Here is a 22,807-nt window from a genome sequence, read left to right as displayed (position 1 = left end):
TATTTATACCGTAACGCTACTACGCTTCACCTTAACGGGATCCACAGATCCCGTATTTTCCGACTCAGGTTCTTTGTTTACAACAGCCTCGGCCAAAGCCTGCTTTACAAACTCCAAACCCTCACCTGTTTTTGCACTTAAGCGAATTCGGGATATTCTACCATACTCATCCCGTACAAAACCCACACCACTTTCTGACAAATCACTCAGGTCAATTTTGTTTAATACCAAAATCTGAGGGATATTATCCGCCCCTATTTCAGTCAATAGTTTATTCACTGCTTCTATTTGTTCATCTTTGTTCGGACTACAAGCGTCGACTACATGAAGCAATATATCAGCTTCGATAGTTTCTTCGAGCGTAGCACGAAACGCAGCGACTAACGTATGCGGTAAATCACGAATAAATCCAACTGTATCAGAAACAACAACAGGTCCGCATGCAGGGATATATAATTTTCTCGTTGTTGTATCTAATGTCGCAAACAGCTGATCTGCCGCATAAGTCTGTGCACGGGTCAGTCGATTAAACAATGTTGATTTGCCGGCATTAGTATAACCCACAATCGAAACTGACAAAATTTGAGAACGGCGCCTTGCACGGCGTTGGATTTTATGTTGACGTTGTAAACCAGTCAGTTTTTCCTTGAGTAATCTAACCCGCTTTCTTAATAATCGACGGTCAGTTTCCAATTGCGTTTCACCTGGACCTCGCAAACCAATCCCGCCTTTTTGCCGCTCAAGGTGCGTCCATCCTCGAACCAAACGCGTGGCCAAATGCTCTAATTGTGCAAGTTCGACTTGTAACTTTCCTTCATGACTTTTAGCACGTTGCGCAAAAATATCTAGAATAAGACTGGTACGGTCAATTACCGGACAATTAAAATGCAGCATTAAGTTACGTTGTTGCGCAGGTGTAAGGTCATGATTAAAAATTACAACGTCAGCACCAGTATCATCGATTAATCGAACGATTTCTTCCGCTTTCCCACTACCTACAAATGTTCTCGGATCCGGGCGTTTACGCTTTCCTTCAGCAACTGCTACTACTTTAATCTGGTCACTTGCGGCAAGTTGCTGCAATTCTTGTAAGCGTTCAGACTGCATGCCTTCACCAAAGTCATTATTTACCAAAATAGCGGCATGCATGCTACGGACGTTGGATATACCTGACTTTTCAGGCATTAATTATCTCTTGGTTCAGAAACTTCTACTGGAATTGAAACTGCTCTCGCGGGAACGACTGTCGATATAGCATGTTTATATACCATTTGTGTCACCGAATTTTTCAACAGCACAACATACTGATCAAACGAGTCAATATGTCCTTGCAATTTAATACCATTTACTAAATAAATCGATACGGGAATATGCTCCTTTCGCAGTATATTTAGAAATGGATCTTGCAATAACTGCCCCTTGGTACCCATGCGTAGCTCCCTGTTCTAATTATTGGTTATAGGAATAATGACTTTACTCGATTTTCATTTACAAATCCAGTATCCATAGATATTTTCAGTATACATTCCTCTGATGTGTTATGCGTTTTTAAAATTTATCTACTAATATTCAACTAAAAATATTGAAGCAACAGAGATGCCTGAATTGTTACCACGGTTTTCAGTGTCGCCCAGACTGATTTTTGGGCCTGGGCGATACTAATAATCTACTGAAAAGCTCTTGCCTATTCAACTTATTTTCGTCACAGCGAAGTATCTCTTTTTAGAAAGGTTGCGGTCTTGGTGTATCGTTGTTCGAAGGTGGTAGAATCGGCAGTTTAATATCAGGTTGCTCCCCTGTCAGGGTTTTCATGAAGGCCACAATGCTATCAACTTCTTTTTTATTGAAATCACGATCGAGCTGTAATTTTCCCATTATTGTCACAGCTTCCTCCAATGTCCAGACAGCGCCATCATGGAAGTATGGATAGGTTAGTTCAATATTACGCAATGTTGGCACTTTGAATACATTTAAATCCGTATCTTTGCCAGTAACTGATTTACGACCTTCAATTTTGCTATCCGTTTTATAGGGATGATGAACGCCAAACTTTTGATAGAGCGCTCCACCTACTGCAGGGCCATTATGACAACCTGTACAACCACTACTTTTGAAAAGTTTATAGCCTTCCAATTCTTGTTTATTTAACGCGTTTTTATCACCTTCCAGCCATTTGTCAAAGCGTGATCCCGGTGTTACCAGTGTTTCTTCGAATGCTGCGATGGCCGTTGTTACCCGATCTATGTCTACCTTGTCCGAGCCAAACACTTTTTCAAATTTTGCGCGATATTGTGGCATTGAATTTAAAACACTGACAGCCAGTTCATGTGTTGATGCCATTTCTCCCGGATTTGCAATTGGACCACCCGCTTGTTCTTTCAGATCCTTAGCGCGACCATCCCAGAATTGTGCCAGATTCATGCTGGAATTCAATACAGTTGGCGCGTTAATCGGGCCTTGCTGCCAGGCATGTCCAATTGATGAAGGAATATTATCCGTGCCGCCCATACTGAGGTTATGGCATGAATTGCAGGATATCCAACCGGATTTTGACAAACGTGGATCAAAAAACAGCATTTTACCCAATTCAACCAAATCAGGATTTTTTGGTGTAACTGCCTGGATTGGCTGTATTGGTTCGTTGGTAGCTGACGCATTAAACGAGGTGACAAGCGCGCCAATTGATAGCAACGAAATCACCAATGTACGTAACTTCATCGACATTCTCCCTAAAAATACGGCTGATAATGGCGCAGCCGATTACGCCTGATGTAACACTCATAAATGGGAACTCAATAAAAAAAGGAGCAGTTTCGCCCCTATTCCTCTTTTTCTTTACTCAATTTATTTTAGCGTATGAATTTTCACATATTATTTTGTCGAACTAACTATATAGTTAAAGTATTCATCATGCGCATTCAATTATCGTCCTTTACAAATTCAATCTTACCATGAACCGACAACCCGCCTTTATCTATCAGAAGCATTTTCCGTATTAGCCTGCAATAGAGCAGATAGCTCAGTCAGTGCCTGTTTATACACTTTGCGTTTAAACTCAACAACTGAATCTAATTCCACCCAATACTGATTCCACCGCCATGCATCGAATTCAGGGTGCGTGCTTTTACGTAGAGACACATCACTGTCTCTACCAATCAGGCGTAGCAAATACCAGATTTGTTTTTGTCCTTTATAGTTTCCACGCCATTCACGTCTAATCCACTTTTCAGGCACCTCATACCGAAGCCAATCGCGCGTACGCCCGACAATCTTAACATGATCTGGAAGCAGACCGACTTCTTCGGCTAATTCTCGATACATGGCTTCCTCAGGGCTTTCCCCTGATTTAATGCCCCCTTGCGGAAATTGCCAGGAGTTCTGTCTGATGCGTTTGCCCCAGAAAACTTCATTCTTAGAATTTAGCAGGATTATACCGACATTAGGGCGATATCCATTACGGTCAATCATGTTAGCAATCCATTTGACCTATTTAAATAATATAGATTTTTTCATACTTTATCGCAGATTTAAAGTGTCTTAAAAAAAACGTAATTCCATATCGCACCTTAATACTCAGAGTACGTTAATTTTAATTTATATTAATGAGACTAAATCATACTTGTGCAAAGATTTCAAGGTAGAATTGCATCCCTTCTTTAATCATAAAGGAATCAGGCATGCGCGTCTCGCAATTTTTTATTTCGACACTCAAAGAAGCACCTGCCGAAGCGGAACTTATCAGCCACAAACTTATGTTGCGTGCAGGATTAATTAAGCGCCTGGGCAGTGGTTTATATACTTGGATGCCACTCGGTTTAAGGATTTTACGCAAAATAGAAAATATTGTTCGCGAAGAAATGGACAAAAGTGGTGCAATAGAACTGCTTATGCCCGCCATTCAACCTGCCGAATTATGGCAAGAAACAGGAAGATGGGATGTTTTTGGCCCACAAATGCTAAAAATTAAGGATCGACATGAACACGATTTTTGTTTTGGTCCAACGCATGAGGAAATTATTACAGATATTGTGCGCAGAGAATTAAGCAGCTACCGGCAACTGCCATTAAATTTTTATCAAATTCAAACCAAGTTTCGAGATGAGATTCGCCCTCGATTCGGCGTTATGCGCGCGCGTGAATTTCTGATGAAGGATGCTTATTCTTTTCATGCCGACGTAGAAAGTCTGGAAGAAACCTATCAGTTGATGTATCAAGCTTATGATCGAATATTTACGCGCTTGGGATTAATTTTTCGTGCAGTAGCCGCTGATACCGGCGCAATCGGTGGCAGTGGTTCACATGAATTTCACGTCCTTGCCGAATCAGGCGAAGACGCTATCGCATTTTGTCCTGATTCAGATTACGCAGCCAATATAGAACTGGCTACATCACTGCTGCCCGCAAAAACACCGCAAAAACCCGACGCTAAAATACAAAAGATACACACACCAGGTCAGAAGACTTGTGTAGATGTTGCTAATTTTCTTAATTTACCATTACAACAAACAATTAAAACACTCGCGGTAACCGCCAACAGTACGCTGTATTTATTGTTATTACGAGGCGATCATCAATTAAATGAACTTAAGGTTAGAAAAATTCCATTTCTGGCTGATTTTGAAATGGCCAGCGAGGAAACCATTTTAAATGAAACGGGCACTGTACCCGGTTATATCGGTCCGGTGGGATTAGCAACAAAGATTGTCGCCGACAAGGCAGTTATGGAAATGACTAATTTTGCGTGTGGTGCCAATGAAGAAGGTTTTCATTTCACGCAGGTTAATTTTGGGCACGATTTTAAAAAACCGGATCATGTTTTTGATATACGAAATGTACTTGCTGGCGAGCTTTCTCCAGATGGCAAAGGCAATCTGGAAATTCGTCGTGGTATTGAAGTAGGACATATTTTCAAGTTAGGCACCAAATACTCTGAACAGATGAAAGCAACCTACCTAAATAAACTTGGACAAAAACAAAACTGCGAAATGGGCTGTTATGGCATTGGTATTTCTCGTATTGTTGCCGCCGCAATAGAGCAAAATAATGATGATCAGGGTATTATTTTTCCAGAAGCCATAGCACCGTTTCAACTGGTTATCATTCCCATCGGACTGCACAAAAGCGAACAGGTAAAATCAGAAACCGAGAAACTTTATAACATGTTCACAGATGCTAACATTGAGGTGTTGCTGGATGATCGCGATGAACGACCTGGTGTCATGTTTGTCGATATGGAGTTGATTGGCATACCACATCGTATCGTTCTCGGCGAACGGGGATTAAAACAGTCATCGGTTGAATATAAAGGACGTGCCGATAAGAATGTGCAAACGATTGCTTTGGATAAAATCAACACATTTATCATGACAAAATTATGTATCAAGTAATTGCTATTTTATTAATTATATTATTCCCAATCACCGGGCACGCAAGCATTCAGCGCTATGAGCATCTCATTATCAGCACACAGATATTTACACAAACCGAAATCAACGATGAGGCGGTGACGTATCAGGATTATATCAAACTGACAACCGACAATGTCTGGCTTGCCACAATGAGTGAGCGGCTAAAACGTTTTAAGTCAGATCAGAATGAACGTGAATCTTTCTTACGTACAGTTTATTATGAAGCCACACGTGCCGGACTTAATCCACAACTTGTTCTCAGTGTAATTCAAGTTGAAAGTGGTTTTAGAAAATATGCAATTTCACATGCAGGTGCACGTGGCTATATGCAAATCATGCCTTTTTGGACCGATACTATAGGTGACGCAAACCACAATCTTTTCCACCTGCGTGTAAATCTGCGTTATGGCTGTATGATTTTAAGGCATTATCTTAACAAAGAAAATGGTGACTTGTTCCGTGCTTTGGGTCGCTATAATGGCAGTCTTGGGCAATCCACCTATCCGCAGCTGGTATTCAATTTGTGGCATAACACATGGCACTATCCTAGCGATACCCTATAAAGATCGCCCAGTATGGACGGCGTCAGAACTATCTTGCATTAATAAAAGATTCAATGCTTTCACGCGTAACAATTCCTAATTTGCGCGCAGCCGGCTTGCCGTCTGGATCAAAAAAATAGGTGCTGGGTAACATCGAAATCTCATCAAGCTGAGAAGCAATACGTCTGGTTCCCAGTACCGTTGGATACGAAATCGACATTTTTTCAACAAATGCCATAACGACTTCAGGATCAGAGAATTCCATGGCAACACCAATGACCATGATATCCTTGCGGTCCTCATAAAGCGCAATTAATTCTGGAATTTCCTCCAGACATGGGGGGCACCAGGTTGCCCAAAAATTAATAATTACCCAGCGTCCCTTATAATCAGCCAGCGTATGGATTTTGCCATCAGTATCCTGAAACTGAAAAGCTTTAACTTCTATCGCAAGCAACAATAACATCAGGCCCAATACAAGATAGAAGCGTTGTCTGAGTATAAACATTTTATTTCCCAGCAAAGATAAAATGAAAAAGTTACACTTGAGGATGGGCGCGCTCCAGCTTAGTATGCAACTTATTCAAAGCGCTCAAATAAGCTTTTGCAGAAGCTACGACAATATCCGTATCTGCTCCATGACCATTTACGATACGGTCAGATTTCTGTAAACGGACAGTTACTTCGCCTTGTGCATCGGTCCCACTGGTAATATTGTTTACTGAAAATAGCTGAAGTTGTGTACCACTTGTCAATAACTTTTCTATGGCACGAAATGTTGCATCAACCGGGCCACTGCCATCCGATTCGGCCTGCATTTCATTGCCATCATCTGATATCACTAATCGTGCATAGGGAATCTCACCTGTTTCACAATGAATCGTCAATGACAACAAGCGATAGCGTTCCTGTAATACAAGTACTTCGTCAGACACTAAAGCGTGTAGATCTTCATCAAATATTTCATGTTTCTTATCAGCCAGCTCTTTAAATCGCATGAACGTGTTATTGAGCATTTCTTCTGATTCCAATTCGATCCCAAGCTCTTTCAATCGACTTCGAAAAGCATTGCGACCCGAGTGCTTACCCAATAACAGTTTATTAGCCCCCCAGCCTACATCCTCAGCGCGCATAATCTCATAAGTTTCACGATGTTTTAATACACCATCCTGATGAATACCAGATTCGTGAGCAAAAGCATTAGCGCCCACTATCGCTTTATTAGGCTGCACCGGAAACCCCGTAATGCCCGAAACAAGTTTACTGGCGGGTACAATATGTTTAGTATCAATTTTAGTATCACAAGTAAAATAATCCTGGCGCGTACGAACTGCCATCACCACTTCTTCCAGAGATGCGTTACCGGCTCTTTCTCCAAGACCATTAATGGTGCATTCAATCTGTCGTGCACCATTAACGACCGCAGATAAGGAATTCGCTACAGCAAGTCCAAGATCATTATGGCAATGCACTGAAAACACTGCTTTGTCAGAATTCGGAATCCGTTCGCGTAATGTATGGATTAGTTTGCCAAATTGTTCTGGCATGGTGTATCCGACCGTGTCCGGAATATTCAATGTTTTAGCGCCCGCATCAATTACTTTCTCCAGAATTTTGCAAAGAAAATCAATTTCAGATCGCCCTGCATCCTCGGGTGAAAATTCGATATCATCTGTGTATTGACCTGCCCAGTTAATCGCTTTTACAGCTTGATCAATCACCTGCTGCGGTGACATACGCAGTTTATTTTTCATATGAATCGGCGAAGTTGCGATAAACGTATGTATGCGAGCAGGCCCAGTATTTTTAAGCGCTTCACCGGCGCGTCTAATGTCTGATTCTATTGCGCGTGCCAACCCGCAGACAACACTTTCCTTTACCGATTCAGCGACAGCCCTCACAGCTTCAAAATCGCCATTAGAAGCCGCAGGAAACCCCGCTTCAATGACATCCACACCCATACGTTCCAGCTGCCAGGCAATACGAACTTTTTCTTCTTTTGTCATGGACGCACCAGGGCTTTGCTCACCATCACGCAGTGTAGTATCAAAAATAATTAATTGTTCTTGCATTTATATGCTCCGATTCAGAGAGAAAATATGTATCTGATAAAAACTCAAGTGCTGAATTTTTATGAATTAGGAACTGATGAGGAGAGAAAATTTATCTATAGCGCGCAAGGCGCAGCAGTTCCAACAAGACCAGCGGAACTGCAAAATAGTATGAAGAGACAAAAAATATTTTAAACATGATTTTGCAATATAAATAGTTTTTTTATTTTATGCAATAAAATTCTCAGCAACCGGTTGACTCAATTTTTTTTCTATTTTTGACCAAACGCCATAGTTTTATGCAATAGCCTGAAAGCGCGTAACCTGTAAACAAGCAAAATAACACCACTGGTGGATGGCTCGGGATGAGTACAAAAAAGAATAATACTAATAATAAAATAGTTACAAATGGAACCCTTCTCATAAGATTGATTTCTTTTCCGCTATAAAATGGAATATTGCTGACCATTGTCAAGCCGGCAAACAATGTAACGATAAGAGCAAGCCATTTGATATCCGTGCCCGCTACTTGAAAATCTAACATGATCCATACCAGGCCTGCAATAAGTGCAGCTGCTGCCGGACTTGGTAATCCTTGAAAAAACCGCTTATCAATTACATTGATATTGGTATTAAAACGCGCCAGCCTTAAAGCTGCACAAGCACAATAAATAAACGCAGCAATCCACCCCCACTGGCCCAATTCTTTGAGCGCCCATTCATACATGATCAACGCAGGGGCCACACCGAATGAAACCATATCAGACATACTGTCGTATTCAGCACCAAATTCACTTTGCGTATGCGTGATTCGCGCAACACGGCCATCTAAACCATCCAGGACCATGGCAATAAAAATAGCCACAGCAGCATGTTCAAAGTTGCCATTCATAGCCTGCACTATCGCATAAAAACCTGCGAATAAAGCGGCGGTGGTAAACAGGTTAGGTAATAAATAAATACCGCGACGCCGCAGTCGGGACTGTACGACTGTTGATTCTGGTTGTGAGTCGGACATTATAATATTTTAGAAAGGTGGGTTCGAAACTGTATCACTACATATTTTTATATCAAAATCAAAACCGTAACAGTTAAAAAATATTAAAAAATACATTTCCGAATAGTTTCTAGGTTTGTTTTTTTAACTCAGCCAACACTGTTGTTGTTGCATGAACCTTGTCACCAATGCTTACATTAATTTTTGTATCCAGCGGCAGGTAAACATCGACGCGTGACCCAAACCGTATAAATCCGAATCGCTGACCGCGCATCAGATGATCTCCCGGCAATACATTACATATGATACGTTTGGCAATAAGCCCCGCTACCTGAACGCAGGTCACATCTGAGCCATCATTTGCTTTAATCCACAGTGCGTTACGCTCATTCTCTAACGAAGCTTTCGGCAGATCGGCATTAATAAATTTACCCGGAAAATACCATTTGTTTTGCACGTCACCGTCTATCGGGCTGCGATTGGAATGTACGTTGAAAACATTCATAAAAACACTGACTTTAACAGCATCCCTTTTTAAATATGGATCGTACACTTTTTCAACAGACACAATTCTGCCATCTGCCGGCGATAAAACCGCATTAGCAACAGATGGCACTTCACGTGGCGGATCACGAAAAAATTGCAAGACGAAGAAAGCCACTAACCAAAAAAAGATCGCCCACAAAAAACCGGCATAAATATTCACCAGCAAGGCAATTAAAAAAGCAGTCGCAATAAAAGGCCAACCTTCTCTAGCAATTAGAGGATGCGGGTAGTTTGACATAGATAGCGTATTGAAAAAATATGAATAAAAGTCCCAGGCAGTTCGATAATTAACTAGTTTTTTCCTTGATCAACCAGTTGGTTTTTCTTAATCCAAGGCATCATGCTGCGTAGTTGGGCGCCTACCTGTTCTATTGGATGCTCAGATGCTAGCCGGCGGCTTGATTTTAGCATCGATGCGCCGGATTGATTTTCAAGTATGAATTCACGGGCATATTCTCCCGTCTGAATTTGGCGCAGAATTTTACGCATCTCGACACGCGTCTCATCCGTAATAATACGTGGGCCTCTTGAGATATCACCATACTCAGCATTATTCGAAATTGAATAACGCATATTGGCAATGCCACCTTCATAAATCAGGTCTACTATAAGTTTAACTTCATGCAAACATTCAAAATAAGCCATCTCAGGTGCATAACCAGCTTCAACCAATGTTTCAAAACCGGCCTGTATCAAAGCTGTCAATCCACCACACAAAACAACCTGCTCACCAAACAAGTCCGTTTCAGTTTCTTCGCGGAAACTGGTTTCAATTACACCGCCTTTGGTTCCACCGTTTGCAGCTGCGTATGATAAAGCAACGTCACGCGCCTTCCCAGATTGATCTTGATGCACAGCTATGAGTGATGGTACACCGCCCCCTTGCAAATAAGTTGACCGCACCAAATGTCCAGGCCCTTTTGGTGCGATCATGATTACATCCAGATCCGCACGTGGCGCCACCTGTCCATAATGAATATTAAAGCCATGCGCAAAGGCAAGTGTCGCGCTTTGCTTCAATCCAGGTTCAATTTCATCGACATAGACAGATGCAATCTGTTCATCGGGTAGCAGTACCATAACCACATCTGCATCCTTGACAGAATCAGCAACTTCCTTAACGGTAAGCCCTGCTTTTTCAGCTTTGCCCCAGGACGCTCCATTTTTGCGCAGCCCAACAGTCACTTGCACACCTGACTCACTCAGATTATTAGCATGCGCGTGTCCCTGAGAACCATAACCTACAATAGTTACTTTTTTTCCTTTGATTAATGACAAATCTGCATCTTTATCATAATAAACTTTCATTATTTTCCTTTTATACTTAATTTAGATCAGCAATATAATTACTTCTCAAATTTAACATTTCTGATCTTCATACTCTAAGACCTGGATTTCCGGATAAGCGTCCATTATACCTTTAAAACCCAATCTCCGCGCCCAATGCCTGACGCACCCGTTCTGACCGTTTCAAGCACTGCGCTTTTTTCTATCGCATCCAGAAATGCATCCAGTTTTAAACTCGTTCCGGTCAATTCAATCGTATAAGACTTGTCCGTAACATCAATAATACAACCACGAAAAATCTCTACCAATCGTTTAATTTCCTCCCGATCAGGTCCAATTGCCCTTACTTTCACCAGCATAAGCTCGCGCTCTATATGGTTACCATCACTCAGGTCAATCACCTTAACAACTTCGATAAGCTTATTTAGATGCTTGGTTACTTGCTCAATCACGTCATCGGAACCAGTTGTCACCAATGTCATGCGTGACAATGTCGGGTCCTCCGTAGGTGCTACTGAGAGTGATTCAATATTGTATCCGCGCGCAGAAAATAAGCCTGCCACACGAGACAAAGCACCCGCTTCATTTTCCATTAATAGTGAAATAATATGTCGCATTTCTTTTACACCAGAATCATTTCTGAGAGCCCTTTACCACCCGGCACCATTGGAAAAACATTCTCAGTCTGGTCAGTAATAAAATCCAAAAATACCAACTGATCCTTGAGTTTAAATGCTTCTTTCAACGCACCTTCCACATCTTCAGGCCGTTCTATTTTTATCCCTACATGACCATAACTTTCAGCCAGTTTAATGAAATCAGGCAGTGCATCCATATAAGATTCCGCATAACGATTGCCATGAAAAAATTCCTGCCATTGTCTTACCATACCCATATACCGGTTATTCAAATTAATTATTTTTAAAGGCAGCTTATACTGCTTGCAAGTTGACAGTTCCTGAATGCACATCTGAATACTGGCTTCGCCAGTTATGCACGCCACTTTACTTTTTAGGTTGGCAAGCTGAACACCCATCGCCGCAGGCATCCCAAAACCCATCGTGCCTAATCCACCTGAATTAATCCACCGCCGTGGTTTGTCAAATTTATAAAATTGTGCAGCCCACATCTGATGTTGGCCCACATCCGAAGTAATAAAAGCGTCGCCTCTAGTTATTTCATACAGTTTTTCAACCACCATTTGTGGTTTTATTATGCTGCTTTGCCGGTCATATTTAAGACAATCCCGATCTCGCCATAATTCTATTTGCTTCCACCACTCACCCAATGTTGTCTGGTCCGGCGCCTCTTTAGTACTTTTCAATAGCTTAATTAATTCTTTCAAAACATCCGGTACATTCCCGACAATGGGTATATCGACTTTCACCCGCTTGGAAATCGATGATGGATCAATATCAATATGAATAATTTTTCTGCTTTCGTTTGAGAAATGTTTGGGATTACCAATAACACGGTCGTCAAAACGCGCGCCAACAGCAATCAGTACATCGCAATACTGCATCGCCATATTCGCTTCATATGTTCCGTGCATGCCTAGCATACCTATGAATTGTTTGTCCGTAGCAGGATAACCGCCCAGTCCCATGAGGGTATTGGTACAGGGATACTCTAACAATTTGACCAACTCAGTTAACTGTTTTGCGGCATCGCTAAGAATGACGCCACCACCGGTATAAAAAACCGGTCTTTTCGCACTCAAAATCAGCTCAACCGCTTTTTTGATCTGTTTCAAATTACCCTTGACAACTGGATTATATGAACGCATCGAAATTTTTTCGGGATATGCAAATACCATCTTTTGTTGCGTCACATCCTTGGGTATATCTACAAGAACCGGACCGGGCCTGCCTGTAGCAGCAATATAAAATGCTTTTTTAATGGTTGTTGCCAATTCACTGATGTCGCTGACAAGAAAATTATGTTTAACACAAGGCCGGGTAATACCCACTGTATCCACTTCCTGAAAAGCATCCAGTCCAATAGCGCTGGTAGGTACCTGTCCGCTGATCACGACTAAAGGTATGGAGTCCATATACGCCGTTGCAATGCCTGTCACAGCATTGGTTACACCAGGGCCTGATGTAACCAATGCTACACCAACTTTATTACTGGATCGTGCATAGCCATCAGCAGCATGTACTGCTGCCTGCTCATGTCTGACTAAAATATGTCTTACCTTATCCTGCTTGAATAATTCATCGTAAAGAAACAGTACTGCCCCGCCGGGATAGCCGAAAATACAATCAACCCCCTCTTCCTGTAAGCAGCGTATTGTTATTTCAGCTCCGGTTAATTCCACACTCATGCTTTTTGCATCCTAAAATCAAATTCGAATAATAATAAAAATTCTTACTTATATGTTGCGGTTAATTTCCTGTGCCGCCTACGGTGAGTCCGTCAATACGTAATGTAGGCTGCCCTACTCCGACCGGCACACTCTGACCATCCTTTCCGCATGTTCCTACTCCGGGATCGAGCGCCATATCATTACCAATCATGGATACGCGGGTTAAAACATCAGGTCCATTACCAATCAAAGTGGCGCCTTTTACTGGATAGGTAATCTTACCATTTTCAATGCGATAGGCTTCTGCAGCTGAAAAAACAAACTTGCCGCTGGTGATATCCACTTGACCGCCGCCAAAATTGGCTGCATACAACCCGTCTTTAACTGAAGCAATGATTTCTTCAGGCTCTTTGTCGCCATTATGCATATAAGTATTTGTCATGCGTGGCATGGGAATGTGCGCAAACGATTCACGACGCCCGTTACCGGTAACCGGCAAATTCATTAAGCGCGCATTCAGACTATCCTGCATATACGCCTTAAGTACGCCGTCTTCAATAAGTGTCGTACACTGTGTTGGGTTACCTTCATCGTCTATATTCAATGACCCGCGTCTGCATTTAATGGTCCCATCGTCTACAACTGTAACACCCGGTGCGGCTACGCGCTGGCCAACACGGCCAGAGAAGGCAGAGCTACCTTTGCGATTAAAATCACCTTCCAAACCATGCCCAATGGCTTCATGTAACAAAATACCGGGCCATCCATTTCCCAGGACTACCGTCATCGTGCCAGCGGGTGCAGGACGCGCCTCCAGATTAATTACGGCCTGATGTACTGCTTTAGAAGCATAGTCACGCAACATCTCATCAGTAAAATAAGTATAATCGAAGCGCCCTCCGCCACCGGCAACACCTTGTTCACGGCGTCCATTTTCTTCTGTAATTACTTGTAAAGATAATCGCACCAGCGGCCTGACATCGGCAGCGAGCACACCATCGCTTCTTGTCACCAGGATAACTTCATACTCTCCGGCCAACGATGCCATTACCTGAATAACACGCGAATCGAGTTTTCGTGCATATTTTTCCAGCTTTTCCAATAGGGCAACTTTTTCTGAGTCTCTCAAGCTGGCGATAGGGTCTTCCGGCAAATAAAGCAGGGAGTTTTTTTCAATTTCAGTGCTTTTATTGACCTTCACCGATTGCCCGCCACCCTGGCTTGCAATCGCACGAGTTGCTTTCGCAGCAGATTCTAGCGCCGGCATACTGATATCATCAGAATATGCAAAAGCCGTCTTATCGCCACTAATTGCCCGCACACCGACACCCTGGTCAATATTAAAGCTACCAGATTTAACGATACCTTCTTCCAGCATCCACCCTTCAGAGCGATTATATTGAAAATATAAATCCGCATAATCGATTTCATGCGTCAAAATTTGACCAAAGACCTGCTGCAGTCCAGTTGTGTCAATATTATAAGGTGACAATAAACAACTGTCTGCTATGGTATAAAAATCATGTGATGCAGTAGTGGTTTCAGTATTCATATTATTTCTAATTAGTTTAAAAGCGCAGTTGTTTCATTTATTGATATGTAACAGGCAAAAAACGTTATTGATCACAATACAGTTTACGGTGCTTAAGTGCCGGCAAGCTCGTTCGTATCCGGGCTTGATATTCTGGATCCAGCTTTGCCACAACTGCTCCGGAGCCACGCGGCAAACGTTTCACCACAACACCCCAGGGATCTACAATCATACTATCACCATTTGTTTCACGGCCATTGGCATGATATCCACCCTGCGCAGGCGCTATCACATAAGCCAGATTCTCTATGGCGCGGGCGCGTACGAGGACCTCCCAATGCGCTTTACCGGTAACGGCAGTAAATGCTGCGGGCGCAAGAATGATGTCGACATTTGTCATCTTGCGAAATAATTCCGGAAACCGTAAATCATAACAGATTGAAAGTCCGATTCGGCCAAAAGGTGTATTTACTGTCACCACTTCGTCACCAGGTGTTATCGTATTTTCCTCAGCATAATATTCATGACCCATGCTCAAACCAAACAGATGAATTTTGTCATAGCGCGCAACGAGCTTTCCATCGTCAGCATAAACCAGGCAGCTATTGTAAATTTTTTTTGGATCGGGCGACGCCAGCGGCACAGAACCACCAACCAGCCATATTCCCAAACGCCTGGCAGTATCACTGAGAAAAGTCTGAATCGGCCCATTGCCCGCTTGCTCCATCACCGACAATTTATCAGTATCTTTCATTCCCATGATACAAAAATATTCTGGCAACACAACAAGCTTTGCATTTTGTGAAACTGCGTCCTCAATATGGCGCGTTGCTTCTTCCAGATTTGCATCGACACCGGGCCCTGAGGCCATTTGTATGGCTGCGACATAAAAACCGTTTTCAGTCGCATTTTGATTGGGTTTTGTTGAATCAACCGACATCGCTAACAACTAACACAAAATTTTTCTTCATTCATAAAAATATCAACCAAAATCTCCTGCTTCAAAAATGCAAAAACTATTTGCAATATCAATTCAGCCCACCCAGTCACAATGCCAGATCGACACGATATACATTACCAAACTCGGATTCTAACATTTACTCTGAATTGATTCTATTTTCAATTACACTATGTCAATATTTATATTACAAAATCGTTGTATGAAATAGACTCTATGAAGCAGACCGCCAGCCACTGCTGTAATTGCACGCAACTATGACCATATTAAATCAGATTACCAACAACACATTTGAACAGGCAATATCATTCAGCCGGCATGTGCAGCGCATTTTGTTCAGCGATCCATCACAAAAGGAAATATTGTTAAAAAACTGGGGCCGGCCTTATCAAAAACCAGAAATGCTGGATTTTTTAAATGACAACATGCAGTCCGGCAATGATGAAGCCGAATTGAATTGTGTGTTGCGTAAACTGCGCAAACAAGTCATGCTCAGATTAACGGTTCGTGATATCAGTGGCTGCGCTGACCTGACCGAGGTCATGTCAACCATGTCCGATCTTGCAGAGGTCTGCGTTAATTTCTCGCTCGAACATCATGAAAAATGGCTGACTCAACCCGAGCGTTTCGGGATGCCAATAAGCAAAAAAAACGGCAACGCTCAGTACTTATGGGTAGTCGCCATGGGGAAACTGGGCGGGCGCGAATTAAATGTTTCTTCCGACATTGATTTGATCTTTGTTTACCCGGAGGATGGCCAAACCAATGGTAACAAACCCATATCCAACCATGAATTTTTTGCGCGCCTTGGTCGAAAATTAATTGCAAGCCTTAATGATTATACTGTTGACGGGTATGTTTTCCGGGTAGACATGCGTTTACGCCCTCATGGCGAAAACAGCCCGCTCGCAATCAGCTTTGAAATGCTGGATGAATATTTCAAAACACAAGGGCGCGAATGGGAGCGCCATGCCTGGATTAAAGGCCGCGTGATAGCCGGGCGTGCAGACAAAAAAAACAAGCTCAGGCTCATGGAACAAATTGTCAGCCCTTTTGTATTTCGCAAATATCTCGACTTTAATGCCTATGAATCCATGCGACGCTTGCATATGCAGCTGCGCAAGGAAGTGGAACGACGCGAAATGCATGACAATATCAAGCTCGGGCCTGGCGGGATACGTGAAATTGAGTTTATCACCCAAGTATTTCAATTGATCCGTGGCGGGCGCGATGTGGATCTGTGCATCCGCCCTACCCTGGATGTTTTGCAGTGTCTGCAAAAAAAACAACAACTGCCGCACAACACGGTTGCCGAATTAACAGATGCCTACCAGTTTTTACGCAGACTTGAACATCGCCTGCAGTATCTCGACGACCAGCAGACACAAACGCTGCCCAAAAACCCTGAAGATCAGCAACGCATCGCCACTGCCATGGATTTCGAGAATTATGAGGCCTTTATGCAGGAACTGGATGTGCATCGCATGCACGTGACGCATCACTTCGAGTTTATTCTGGCAGCGCCAAAGAAATCACCCGCACATGATATTCTGGCACACCTGCGGCAAACACAGACCGAAGACACCGCCAAAACGCAAGCCGCAACCACGCAACTAAGTACTCTGGGCTTTAATGAGCCGGTAAAAATATCCGAACGACTGCAACAATTCTACCAAAGCCATTTTTACCAACAACTGCCGGAATTCAGACAGCAAAAAATTAATATGCTGGTTCCGATTCTGGTGGAAGCGATTGTTCAATTTCCACCGGTTGAAACAACACTCGAACGGATGTTGAAGCTTCTGGAAATTATCAGTTCACCGAAATTCTCACCGGCATCATATCTGACGCTGCTGTTGGAACATCCGGACACATTGCCACGCGTGGCAAAACTGGTCAGCATCAGCCAGTGGGCCAGCGATTATTTGGGCCGTCACCCTATTCTGCTGGATGAGCTTTTACGGCATCATGAACCCAACCCATTACCAGACTGGGCTATGCTCAAAAACGAATTGGCTTATCAACTCAATCACGTCAACAAACCTAAAAGTGACGTAATTGGTTGGCAAATGGACCTTTTACGTCACTTTCAACATGCGCAGGTCTTTCAATTATTGGTCAACGACCTGGAAGGCGTGCTCAAACTGGAAACGTTAAGCGATCATTTAACCGCGCTGGCTGATCTGGTTTTGGAAACCGTGCTGGGCCTTGCCTGGTCCAGACTCAGAAAGCAGCATCGGGCGACACCGCGCACTGCCATTATCGGTTATGGCAAGCTGGGTGGAAAAGAATTAGGCTATGCCTCTGATCTGGATATTATTTTTTTGTATGACGACAATCATCCGGATGCATCGGAAATCTATGCCAAACTTGCCCAAAGTATCAATTTATGGCTTAACAGCCACACTTCAGCCGGACTGCTTTATGCAACCGATTTACGTCTGCGTCCCAATGGCCACAGTGGGTTGCTGGCGCATTCAATTGAAGCCTTTGCAGAATATCAACGTACCCAGGCCTGGGTGTGGGAACATCAGGCATTGACCCGCGCACGTTTTGTCGCAGGCGATCCAGGTGTTGCAGAAAAATTTGAATCCACAAGAAAAGAAATTCTCTGCCAACAACGAAATTTAAGTGAGCTTAAACAGGATATTATGTCGATGCGGGAAAAAATGCGCGATGCGCACCCCAATCCGACAACGCTGTTTGATATCAAGCAAGACCGCGGCGGTATTATCGATGTGGAGTTTATCGTGCAATACCTGGTTTTAGGCTACGCCCATAAACACCCCGGATTAACCGGTAACATCGGCAATATTGCCTTACTGAAACTGGCCGCAGAACTCGATTTGATCTCCGCACAGAACGCCGAAAAAGCGCGAATCGCCTATCGTGAATTCAGACGCATCCAGCACCGCCAGCGACTCAACAGCGACAGTGAGTTATCCGGCACAACTCCGGGAGATGGCGCGCTGCAAACACTTTCCAGCGCTGAGTCCGAGCGCTTAAGCGATGATCGCTTCGCGGTCATCGCACTATGGAAAGAAGTCTTTGGTGCTTGAAGCAAACCATCGCATATATAATAATATTACAAAAAAAGATATCAAACTCAGAATTGGCACAATTACTGCTTTATATTAAAGCACACACACGCTGTGTGAGATGACTAACTATTAGGAGATTATAAATGCAAAAAGTACAAAAAGGTTTTACGTTGATTGAATTGATGATTGTTGTCGCAATTATCGGTATTTTGGCTGCAGTAGCAATTCCAGCGTATCAAAACTATACGCTGAAGGCTCGCTTCACAGAAGTAGTTAATGCAACCGCCCCATACAAAACAGCAGTTGAGATATGCATTCAAACAGGCAATTGCGTTAATGCTGGTGCAATCCAAGTTGCCGCAACTGGCGCACGCCAAAATATAGAAGTACCGAATGATATGGGTGCCCAAGGAATAGTAACTTCTATCACAGTAGATAACGTAGGTGTAGTAACAGTTACTCCTGTTGCTGGGCAAGGCATACAAGCCGCTGACACCTACGTTATCACCCCAACACTTGTAGCTGCAACTGGAGGCGTCACTTGGGCAGTAACAGGTGGTTGTCTTGCTGCTGCTGGCGGTGCCGGTAGAATCTGCTAGACAAATTTTATTCCTAGCACTTTAAATAAAGCAACACTCCAATTATGGAGTGTTGCTTTATTTTATATAGTAACAATATAAATGGAATCTCAGAATTATGAATTGATCCAAAAGAATTTTAGTATCAATCTACCATTCGGAGAATAACAACCTTGGTCACACCAATATATTAGATTAAAATCCCCGCAATAATTAACTAATCCGGGTTAAAATATACAAATGGCCCATCTAAATAATCCAACCGAAATCATACGCCCGGAGTTACTTGCGCTTCATGCTTACCATGTTCCAGCGGCAACCGGCATGATCAAGCTGGATGCGATGGAAAATCCTTATGCGCTGCCGCAGTCATTACAAAACGAGATTGCACAACTGGCGGCAACAGCACCCATCAATCGCTATCCGGACCCCAACGCAGCTGATTTAAAAGCCTCGTTGCGCGAAGCGCTGGATATTCCGGATTCCATGGCTGTATTACTCGGCAATGGCTCGGATGAGATCATACAACTCATCGCCATGGCCGCGGCAAAGCCTGACGCCGTATTGTTGAGCGTTGAGCCTGCTTTTGTGATGTTCCGTATGATTGCGACATTCGCTGATATGAAATATGTCGGCGTGCCATTAAAAACAAACCTTTCGCTGGATATTGATGCCATGCTGAAAGCGATTGAACAGCATCGGCCGGCTGTTATTTTTCTCGCGTACCCCAATAATCCGACAGGAAATCTGTTTGACGAAGATGCCCTCTTGCAAATTATTGAGGCCACCCCGGGCATTGTTGTTATCGACGAAGCCTACCAGGCTTTTGCAGGCGTCAGCATGATGAACAGACTTGAGCAATATCCCAATCTGTTGCTGATGCGCACACTTTCCAAATCAGGATTGGCCGGTTTAAGATTGGGGCTGCTGATCGGTCGTTCCATGTGGCTGGATGAATTTGAAAAATTACGTCTGCCTTATAATGTAGGGGTTATGACGCAGCTGATAGCACAAGCCGTTTTACGCCACACCGATGTGCTATCAGTTCAGGCCGAGCGAATCAAAATAGAACGTACGAATATGCTCGCACAACTGGCCGCCATGGACAAATTGGCGGTTTATCCATCAGATGCCAACTTTATCCTGTTTCGGGTAAAAAATGCTACTGAAATATTCCAAACACTCAAACAAAAGGGTATTTTGATAAAAAATCTTGATGGCGCGCACACCTTATTGGATAATTGCCTGCGCGTAACCGTTGGCACGCCTGAAGAAAATGCGCAATTTCTGGCAACATTACACACCATTTTGCGTGAAAAAGTTTAAAATTCACCTGATTGATAATTTTATTTCCAGATACGCTTTTATTATCCTACTACAACCACAAATAGAATTTTTAGTTTATGCGCCAGGCACAAGTTACACGTAATACGCTGGAAACCCAGATCACGGTTAGCCTGAATCTCGATGGCACAGGAAAAGCCGTTCAAAAGACAGGTGTGCCATTTCTCGAGCATATGCTGGATCAGATTGCCCGCCATGGCATGCTGGATTTTGAAATAACTGCAAACGGCGATTTACATATTGACGCACACCATACCGTTGAAGATATCGGCATCACACTAGGCCAGGCATTTACAAAAGCGCTGGGCGATAAGAAAGGCATTCGCCGCTATGGCCATGCTTACGTCCCGCTTGATGAAGCATTGTCACGTGTTGTTGTTGACTTGTCCGGCCGCCCGGGTCTGACTTTAAACATTGACTTTGTACGCGCCCGTATCGGTGATTTTGACGTGGATTTGATCAATGAATTTTTCCAGGGTTTTGTCAATCACGCATTGGTTACCCTGCATATTGACAATCTGGCTGGAAAAAATGCACATCACCAGGCAGAAACTGTTTTCAAAGCATTTGGTCGCGCCTTGCGCATGGCACTTGAACATGATCCAGCCGCCGCTGGCACGATTCCCTCCACCAAAGGCACTCTATAACGCTACGTTAAAGTTGCATTTCTCCATAAACAAAAATGACTGATATTGCAATTGTTGATTACGGAATGGGAAATCTGCGTTCCGTTCATAAGGCACTGGAACATATCGCGCCTGATTCGACTGTAGTCGTTACCAGCGACCCGGCAGTCGTCAATAAAGCTTCGCGTGTTGTTGTACCGGGTCAAGGCGCGATGCCAAACTGCATGTCTGAACTGAAAGCATGCGGCCTGCAGGATGCCGTGATACGGGCGGCCCGCAGCAAACCCTTTCTGGGTATTTGCATCGGCCTGCAAATGCTATTTGAAGAAAGCGAGGAAGGTCATGTAAAAGGCTTGGATATCCTGCCTGGCAGAGTTATTCATTTTCCGGTTAAAACCATGACAACACCGGAAGGTCTCAAGCTGAAAGTGCCGCATATGGGATGGAATCAGGTTTGTCAGACTGTCAATCACCCGTTATGGAAAGACATTGCCAAAGACGCACGGTTTTATTTTGTGCATAGTTACTATGTTGACACACCCGATACCGCTTTAATTGCAGCACAGACCCACTACCCTTTTGCATTCACTTGTGCAGTTGCAAAAGATAACATTTTCGCGGTACAGTTCCATCCTGAAAAAAGTCATATAGCTGGATTAACGCTGTTGCGCAATTTTGCGACATGGTCGCCAGGCTCCTAAATTCAGCCCATATGTATATATGAAATCAGGCGTGAATAATAAATTTCATCTCTCTACAACTTAATCAAAATTAGGCTATGTTGATTATTCCTGCAATAGATCTTAAAGACGGACATTGTGTTCGCCTTAAACAAGGCGTTATGGAAGATGCCACGGTTTTTTCGGAAAATCCGGGCGAAATGGCGACGCACTGGCTGAACCAGGGTGCTCGACGGTTACATTTGGTTGATTTAAATGGCGCTTTTGCCGGAAAACCAAAAAACAAAACGGCTATTCGTGAAATTGTGCGCGCCATCGATGATCAGATTCCAATACAGTTAGGCGGCGGCATACGCGATCTGGATACCATCGAAAGCTATCTTGATGAAGGCGTCACCTACATTATCATAGGCACAGCAGCAATCAAAATACCCGGATTCCTGCATGATGCCTGTAATGCCTTCCCCGGTCATATATTAGTCGGACTCGATGCAAAAGAAGGCAAAGTTGCTGTCGACGGCTGGTCCAAGGTAACCGGTCATGATGTTATTGATCTGGCCGTAAAATTTGAAGATTATGGTGTTGAGGCGATTATTTATACGGATATAGGACGTGACGGCATGTTAAATGGCGTCAATATCAAAGCCACCGTTGATTTAGCCAGGGAACTGACAATACCGGTCATAGCCAGCGGCGGCATCACAAACCTGGACGATGTCAAAACACTCTGCGCGATTGAGTCTGAAGGCGTCATGGGCGCGATCACCGGGCGCGCAATTTACCAAGGAACGCTTGACTTTATGGCAGCACAGGCATTAGCGGACAAATTACTTCAAGGCGGCGATAATGCGTGATTCTTCATTGCAGTTCCGATTATTTTCAATCCTTTTTCCCTCATAATTCACTATAG

Annotated in this window: 22 protein-coding genes; 9 read left to right on the top strand and 13 right to left on the bottom strand. The window is 43.4% G+C overall.

The annotated features are described in order from the left end of the window. Window positions 1-3 precede the first annotated feature (3 nt). The 4 genes from hflX to C8R11_RS04095 form a co-directional block, all read right to left on the bottom strand. Entirely contained in the window at window positions 4-1,185 is a 1,182-nt protein-coding gene (hflX, locus tag C8R11_RS04110) for a GTPase HflX (RefSeq protein ID WP_107794595.1), read from the bottom strand. Beyond that, complete coding sequence (gene hfq / locus C8R11_RS04105; protein WP_090697320.1) at window positions 1,185-1,430, bottom strand: RNA chaperone Hfq; 246 nt, start codon at window positions 1,428-1,430, stop codon at window positions 1,185-1,187. Before hfq ends, hflX begins: the two co-directional genes overlap by 1 nt. Window positions 1,431-1,722: 292 nt before the next feature. Further along, on the bottom strand, window positions 1,723-2,718 hold the full coding sequence (locus tag C8R11_RS04100) for a cytochrome-c peroxidase (RefSeq protein WP_181258152.1): 996 nt from the start codon (window positions 2,716-2,718) through the stop codon (window positions 1,723-1,725). A 252-nt stretch (window positions 2,719-2,970) separates the two neighbouring features. Continuing rightward, window positions 2,971-3,468, bottom strand: a complete 498-nt coding sequence (locus C8R11_RS04095) for an RNA pyrophosphohydrolase (RefSeq protein ID WP_107794593.1) — start codon at window positions 3,466-3,468, stop codon at window positions 2,971-2,973. A gap of 209 nt (window positions 3,469-3,677) precedes the next feature. Between C8R11_RS04095 and C8R11_RS04090 the strand changes: the two genes are divergently transcribed. Next, complete coding sequence (locus tag C8R11_RS04090) at window positions 3,678-5,387, top strand: proline--tRNA ligase (protein ID WP_107794592.1); 1,710 nt, start codon at window positions 3,678-3,680, stop codon at window positions 5,385-5,387. After that, a complete protein-coding gene (locus C8R11_RS04085) occupies window positions 5,375-5,971 on the top strand; it encodes a lytic transglycosylase domain-containing protein (RefSeq protein WP_107794591.1) in 597 nt (198 codons plus the stop codon). Before C8R11_RS04090 ends, C8R11_RS04085 begins: the two co-directional genes overlap by 13 nt. 28 nt (window positions 5,972-5,999) lie before the next feature. On the opposite strand, the gene C8R11_RS04080 is transcribed toward C8R11_RS04085, so the two are convergent. Both C8R11_RS04080 and C8R11_RS04075 read right to left on the bottom strand, forming a co-directional pair. Continuing rightward, window positions 6,000-6,458, bottom strand: a complete 459-nt coding sequence (locus C8R11_RS04080; RefSeq protein WP_107794590.1) for a TlpA family protein disulfide reductase — start codon at window positions 6,456-6,458, stop codon at window positions 6,000-6,002. 31 nt (window positions 6,459-6,489) lie between these two features. Further along, window positions 6,490-8,022, bottom strand: coding sequence for a 2-isopropylmalate synthase (locus C8R11_RS04075; protein ID WP_107794589.1), 1,533 nt, complete (start codon window positions 8,020-8,022; stop codon window positions 6,490-6,492). A gap of 27 nt (window positions 8,023-8,049) precedes the next feature. On the opposite strand from C8R11_RS04075, the gene C8R11_RS16045 reads away from it, so the two are divergent. Further along, the gene (locus C8R11_RS16045; RefSeq protein ID WP_181258151.1) at window positions 8,050-8,196 is read left to right on the top strand and encodes a hypothetical protein; all 147 of its coding nucleotides are present in this window, start codon (window positions 8,050-8,052) and stop codon (window positions 8,194-8,196) included. A 49-nt stretch (window positions 8,197-8,245) separates the two neighbouring features. On the opposite strand, the gene pssA is transcribed toward C8R11_RS16045, so the two are convergent. From pssA to C8R11_RS04040, 7 genes are all read right to left on the bottom strand, one after another. Next, entirely contained in the window at window positions 8,246-9,019 is a 774-nt protein-coding gene (gene pssA / locus C8R11_RS04070; RefSeq protein ID WP_107794588.1) for a CDP-diacylglycerol--serine O-phosphatidyltransferase, read from the bottom strand. A gap of 109 nt (window positions 9,020-9,128) precedes the next feature. Continuing rightward, window positions 9,129-9,782 (bottom strand): phosphatidylserine decarboxylase, encoded by a 654-nt coding sequence (locus tag C8R11_RS04065; protein WP_107794587.1) that lies wholly within the window; start codon window positions 9,780-9,782, stop codon window positions 9,129-9,131. Window positions 9,783-9,835: 53 nt separating this feature from the next. Continuing rightward, window positions 9,836-10,852, bottom strand: coding sequence for a ketol-acid reductoisomerase (ilvC, locus tag C8R11_RS04060; RefSeq protein WP_090697339.1), 1,017 nt, complete (start codon window positions 10,850-10,852; stop codon window positions 9,836-9,838). Window positions 10,853-10,956: 104 nt separating this feature from the next. Beyond that, window positions 10,957-11,448 (bottom strand): acetolactate synthase small subunit, encoded by a 492-nt coding sequence (ilvN, locus tag C8R11_RS04055; RefSeq protein ID WP_107794586.1) that lies wholly within the window; start codon window positions 11,446-11,448, stop codon window positions 10,957-10,959. A gap of 5 nt (window positions 11,449-11,453) precedes the next feature. After that, window positions 11,454-13,157: an acetolactate synthase 3 catalytic subunit gene (locus tag C8R11_RS04050; protein ID WP_107794585.1), complete on the bottom strand. Its 1,704-nt coding sequence runs from the start codon at window positions 13,155-13,157 to the stop codon at window positions 11,454-11,456. A 61-nt stretch (window positions 13,158-13,218) separates the two neighbouring features. Beyond that, the gene (gene tldD, locus C8R11_RS04045) at window positions 13,219-14,691 is read right to left on the bottom strand and encodes a metalloprotease TldD (protein WP_107794584.1); all 1,473 of its coding nucleotides are present in this window, start codon (window positions 14,689-14,691) and stop codon (window positions 13,219-13,221) included. A 64-nt stretch (window positions 14,692-14,755) separates the two neighbouring features. Beyond that, the gene (locus C8R11_RS04040; protein ID WP_107794583.1) at window positions 14,756-15,610 is read right to left on the bottom strand and encodes a carbon-nitrogen hydrolase family protein; all 855 of its coding nucleotides are present in this window, start codon (window positions 15,608-15,610) and stop codon (window positions 14,756-14,758) included. A 275-nt stretch (window positions 15,611-15,885) separates the two neighbouring features. On the opposite strand from C8R11_RS04040, the gene glnE reads away from it, so the two are divergent. The 6 genes from glnE to hisA all read left to right on the top strand — a co-directional run bounded on the left by glnE (window position 15,886) and on the right by hisA (window position 22,751). Next, window positions 15,886-18,687 (top strand): bifunctional [glutamate--ammonia ligase]-adenylyl-L-tyrosine phosphorylase/[glutamate--ammonia-ligase] adenylyltransferase, encoded by a 2,802-nt coding sequence (gene glnE, locus C8R11_RS04035; RefSeq protein WP_107794582.1) that lies wholly within the window; start codon window positions 15,886-15,888, stop codon window positions 18,685-18,687. A 125-nt stretch (window positions 18,688-18,812) separates the two neighbouring features. Next, on the top strand, window positions 18,813-19,268 hold the full coding sequence (locus tag C8R11_RS04030) for a pilin (protein ID WP_107794581.1): 456 nt from the start codon (window positions 18,813-18,815) through the stop codon (window positions 19,266-19,268). 219 nt (window positions 19,269-19,487) lie between these two features. Then, complete coding sequence (gene hisC / locus C8R11_RS04025) at window positions 19,488-20,573, top strand: histidinol-phosphate transaminase (protein WP_107794580.1); 1,086 nt, start codon at window positions 19,488-19,490, stop codon at window positions 20,571-20,573. 77 nt (window positions 20,574-20,650) lie between these two features. Beyond that, window positions 20,651-21,238 (top strand): imidazoleglycerol-phosphate dehydratase HisB, encoded by a 588-nt coding sequence (hisB, locus tag C8R11_RS04020; protein ID WP_107794579.1) that lies wholly within the window; start codon window positions 20,651-20,653, stop codon window positions 21,236-21,238. 35 nt (window positions 21,239-21,273) lie between these two features. Continuing rightward, window positions 21,274-21,918, top strand: a complete 645-nt coding sequence (gene hisH / locus C8R11_RS04015; RefSeq protein WP_107794578.1) for an imidazole glycerol phosphate synthase subunit HisH — start codon at window positions 21,274-21,276, stop codon at window positions 21,916-21,918. 77 nt (window positions 21,919-21,995) lie between these two features. Then, on the top strand, window positions 21,996-22,751 hold the full coding sequence (gene hisA / locus C8R11_RS04010; RefSeq protein ID WP_107794577.1) for a 1-(5-phosphoribosyl)-5-[(5-phosphoribosylamino)methylideneamino]imidazole-4-carboxamide isomerase: 756 nt from the start codon (window positions 21,996-21,998) through the stop codon (window positions 22,749-22,751). The last annotated feature ends 56 nt before the right edge of the window (window positions 22,752-22,807 follow it).

This window comes from Nitrosomonas aestuarii (assembly GCF_003046585.1).
Classification (GTDB): domain Bacteria; phylum Pseudomonadota; class Gammaproteobacteria; order Burkholderiales; family Nitrosomonadaceae; genus Nitrosomonas; species Nitrosomonas aestuarii.
The sequence above is the reverse complement of the archived record's forward strand: the minus strand, read 5'-3'. Positions and strand labels throughout refer to the sequence as shown.

Bases quoted from the DNA above. Each gene is read 5' to 3' on its own strand.
- hflX (WP_107794595.1), bottom strand. From the start codon at position 1,185: ATGCCTGAAAAGTCAGGTATATCCAACGTCCGTAGCATGCATGCCGCT.
- hfq (WP_090697320.1), bottom strand. From the start codon at position 1,430: ATGGGTACCAAGGGGCAGTTATTGCAAGATCCATTTCTAAATATACTG.
- C8R11_RS04100 (WP_181258152.1), bottom strand. From the start codon at position 2,718: ATGAAGTTACGTACATTGGTGATTTCGTTGCTATCAATTGGCGCGCTT.
- C8R11_RS04095 (WP_107794593.1), bottom strand. From the start codon at position 3,468: ATGATTGACCGTAATGGATATCGCCCTAATGTCGGTATAATCCTGCTA.
- C8R11_RS04090 (WP_107794592.1), top strand. From the start codon at position 3,678: ATGCGCGTCTCGCAATTTTTTATTTCGACACTCAAAGAAGCACCTGCC.
- C8R11_RS04085 (WP_107794591.1), top strand. From the start codon at position 5,375: ATGTATCAAGTAATTGCTATTTTATTAATTATATTATTCCCAATCACC.
- C8R11_RS04080 (WP_107794590.1), bottom strand. From the start codon at position 6,458: ATGTTTATACTCAGACAACGCTTCTATCTTGTATTGGGCCTGATGTTA.
- C8R11_RS04075 (WP_107794589.1), bottom strand. From the start codon at position 8,022: ATGCAAGAACAATTAATTATTTTTGATACTACACTGCGTGATGGTGAG.
- C8R11_RS16045 (WP_181258151.1), top strand. From the start codon at position 8,050: ATGTATCTGATAAAAACTCAAGTGCTGAATTTTTATGAATTAGGAACT.
- pssA (WP_107794588.1), bottom strand. From the start codon at position 9,019: ATGTCCGACTCACAACCAGAATCAACAGTCGTACAGTCCCGACTGCGG.
- C8R11_RS04065 (WP_107794587.1), bottom strand. From the start codon at position 9,782: ATGTCAAACTACCCGCATCCTCTAATTGCTAGAGAAGGTTGGCCTTTT.
- ilvC (WP_090697339.1), bottom strand. From the start codon at position 10,852: ATGAAAGTTTATTATGATAAAGATGCAGATTTGTCATTAATCAAAGGA.
- ilvN (WP_107794586.1), bottom strand. From the start codon at position 11,448: ATGCGACATATTATTTCACTATTAATGGAAAATGAAGCGGGTGCTTTG.
- C8R11_RS04050 (WP_107794585.1), bottom strand. From the start codon at position 13,157: ATGAGTGTGGAATTAACCGGAGCTGAAATAACAATACGCTGCTTACAG.
- tldD (WP_107794584.1), bottom strand. From the start codon at position 14,691: ATGAATACTGAAACCACTACTGCATCACATGATTTTTATACCATAGCA.
- C8R11_RS04040 (WP_107794583.1), bottom strand. From the start codon at position 15,610: ATGTCGGTTGATTCAACAAAACCCAATCAAAATGCGACTGAAAACGGT.
- glnE (WP_107794582.1), top strand. From the start codon at position 15,886: ATGACCATATTAAATCAGATTACCAACAACACATTTGAACAGGCAATA.
- C8R11_RS04030 (WP_107794581.1), top strand. From the start codon at position 18,813: ATGCAAAAAGTACAAAAAGGTTTTACGTTGATTGAATTGATGATTGTT.
- hisC (WP_107794580.1), top strand. From the start codon at position 19,488: ATGGCCCATCTAAATAATCCAACCGAAATCATACGCCCGGAGTTACTT.
- hisB (WP_107794579.1), top strand. From the start codon at position 20,651: ATGCGCCAGGCACAAGTTACACGTAATACGCTGGAAACCCAGATCACG.
- hisH (WP_107794578.1), top strand. From the start codon at position 21,274: ATGACTGATATTGCAATTGTTGATTACGGAATGGGAAATCTGCGTTCC.
- hisA (WP_107794577.1), top strand. From the start codon at position 21,996: ATGTTGATTATTCCTGCAATAGATCTTAAAGACGGACATTGTGTTCGC.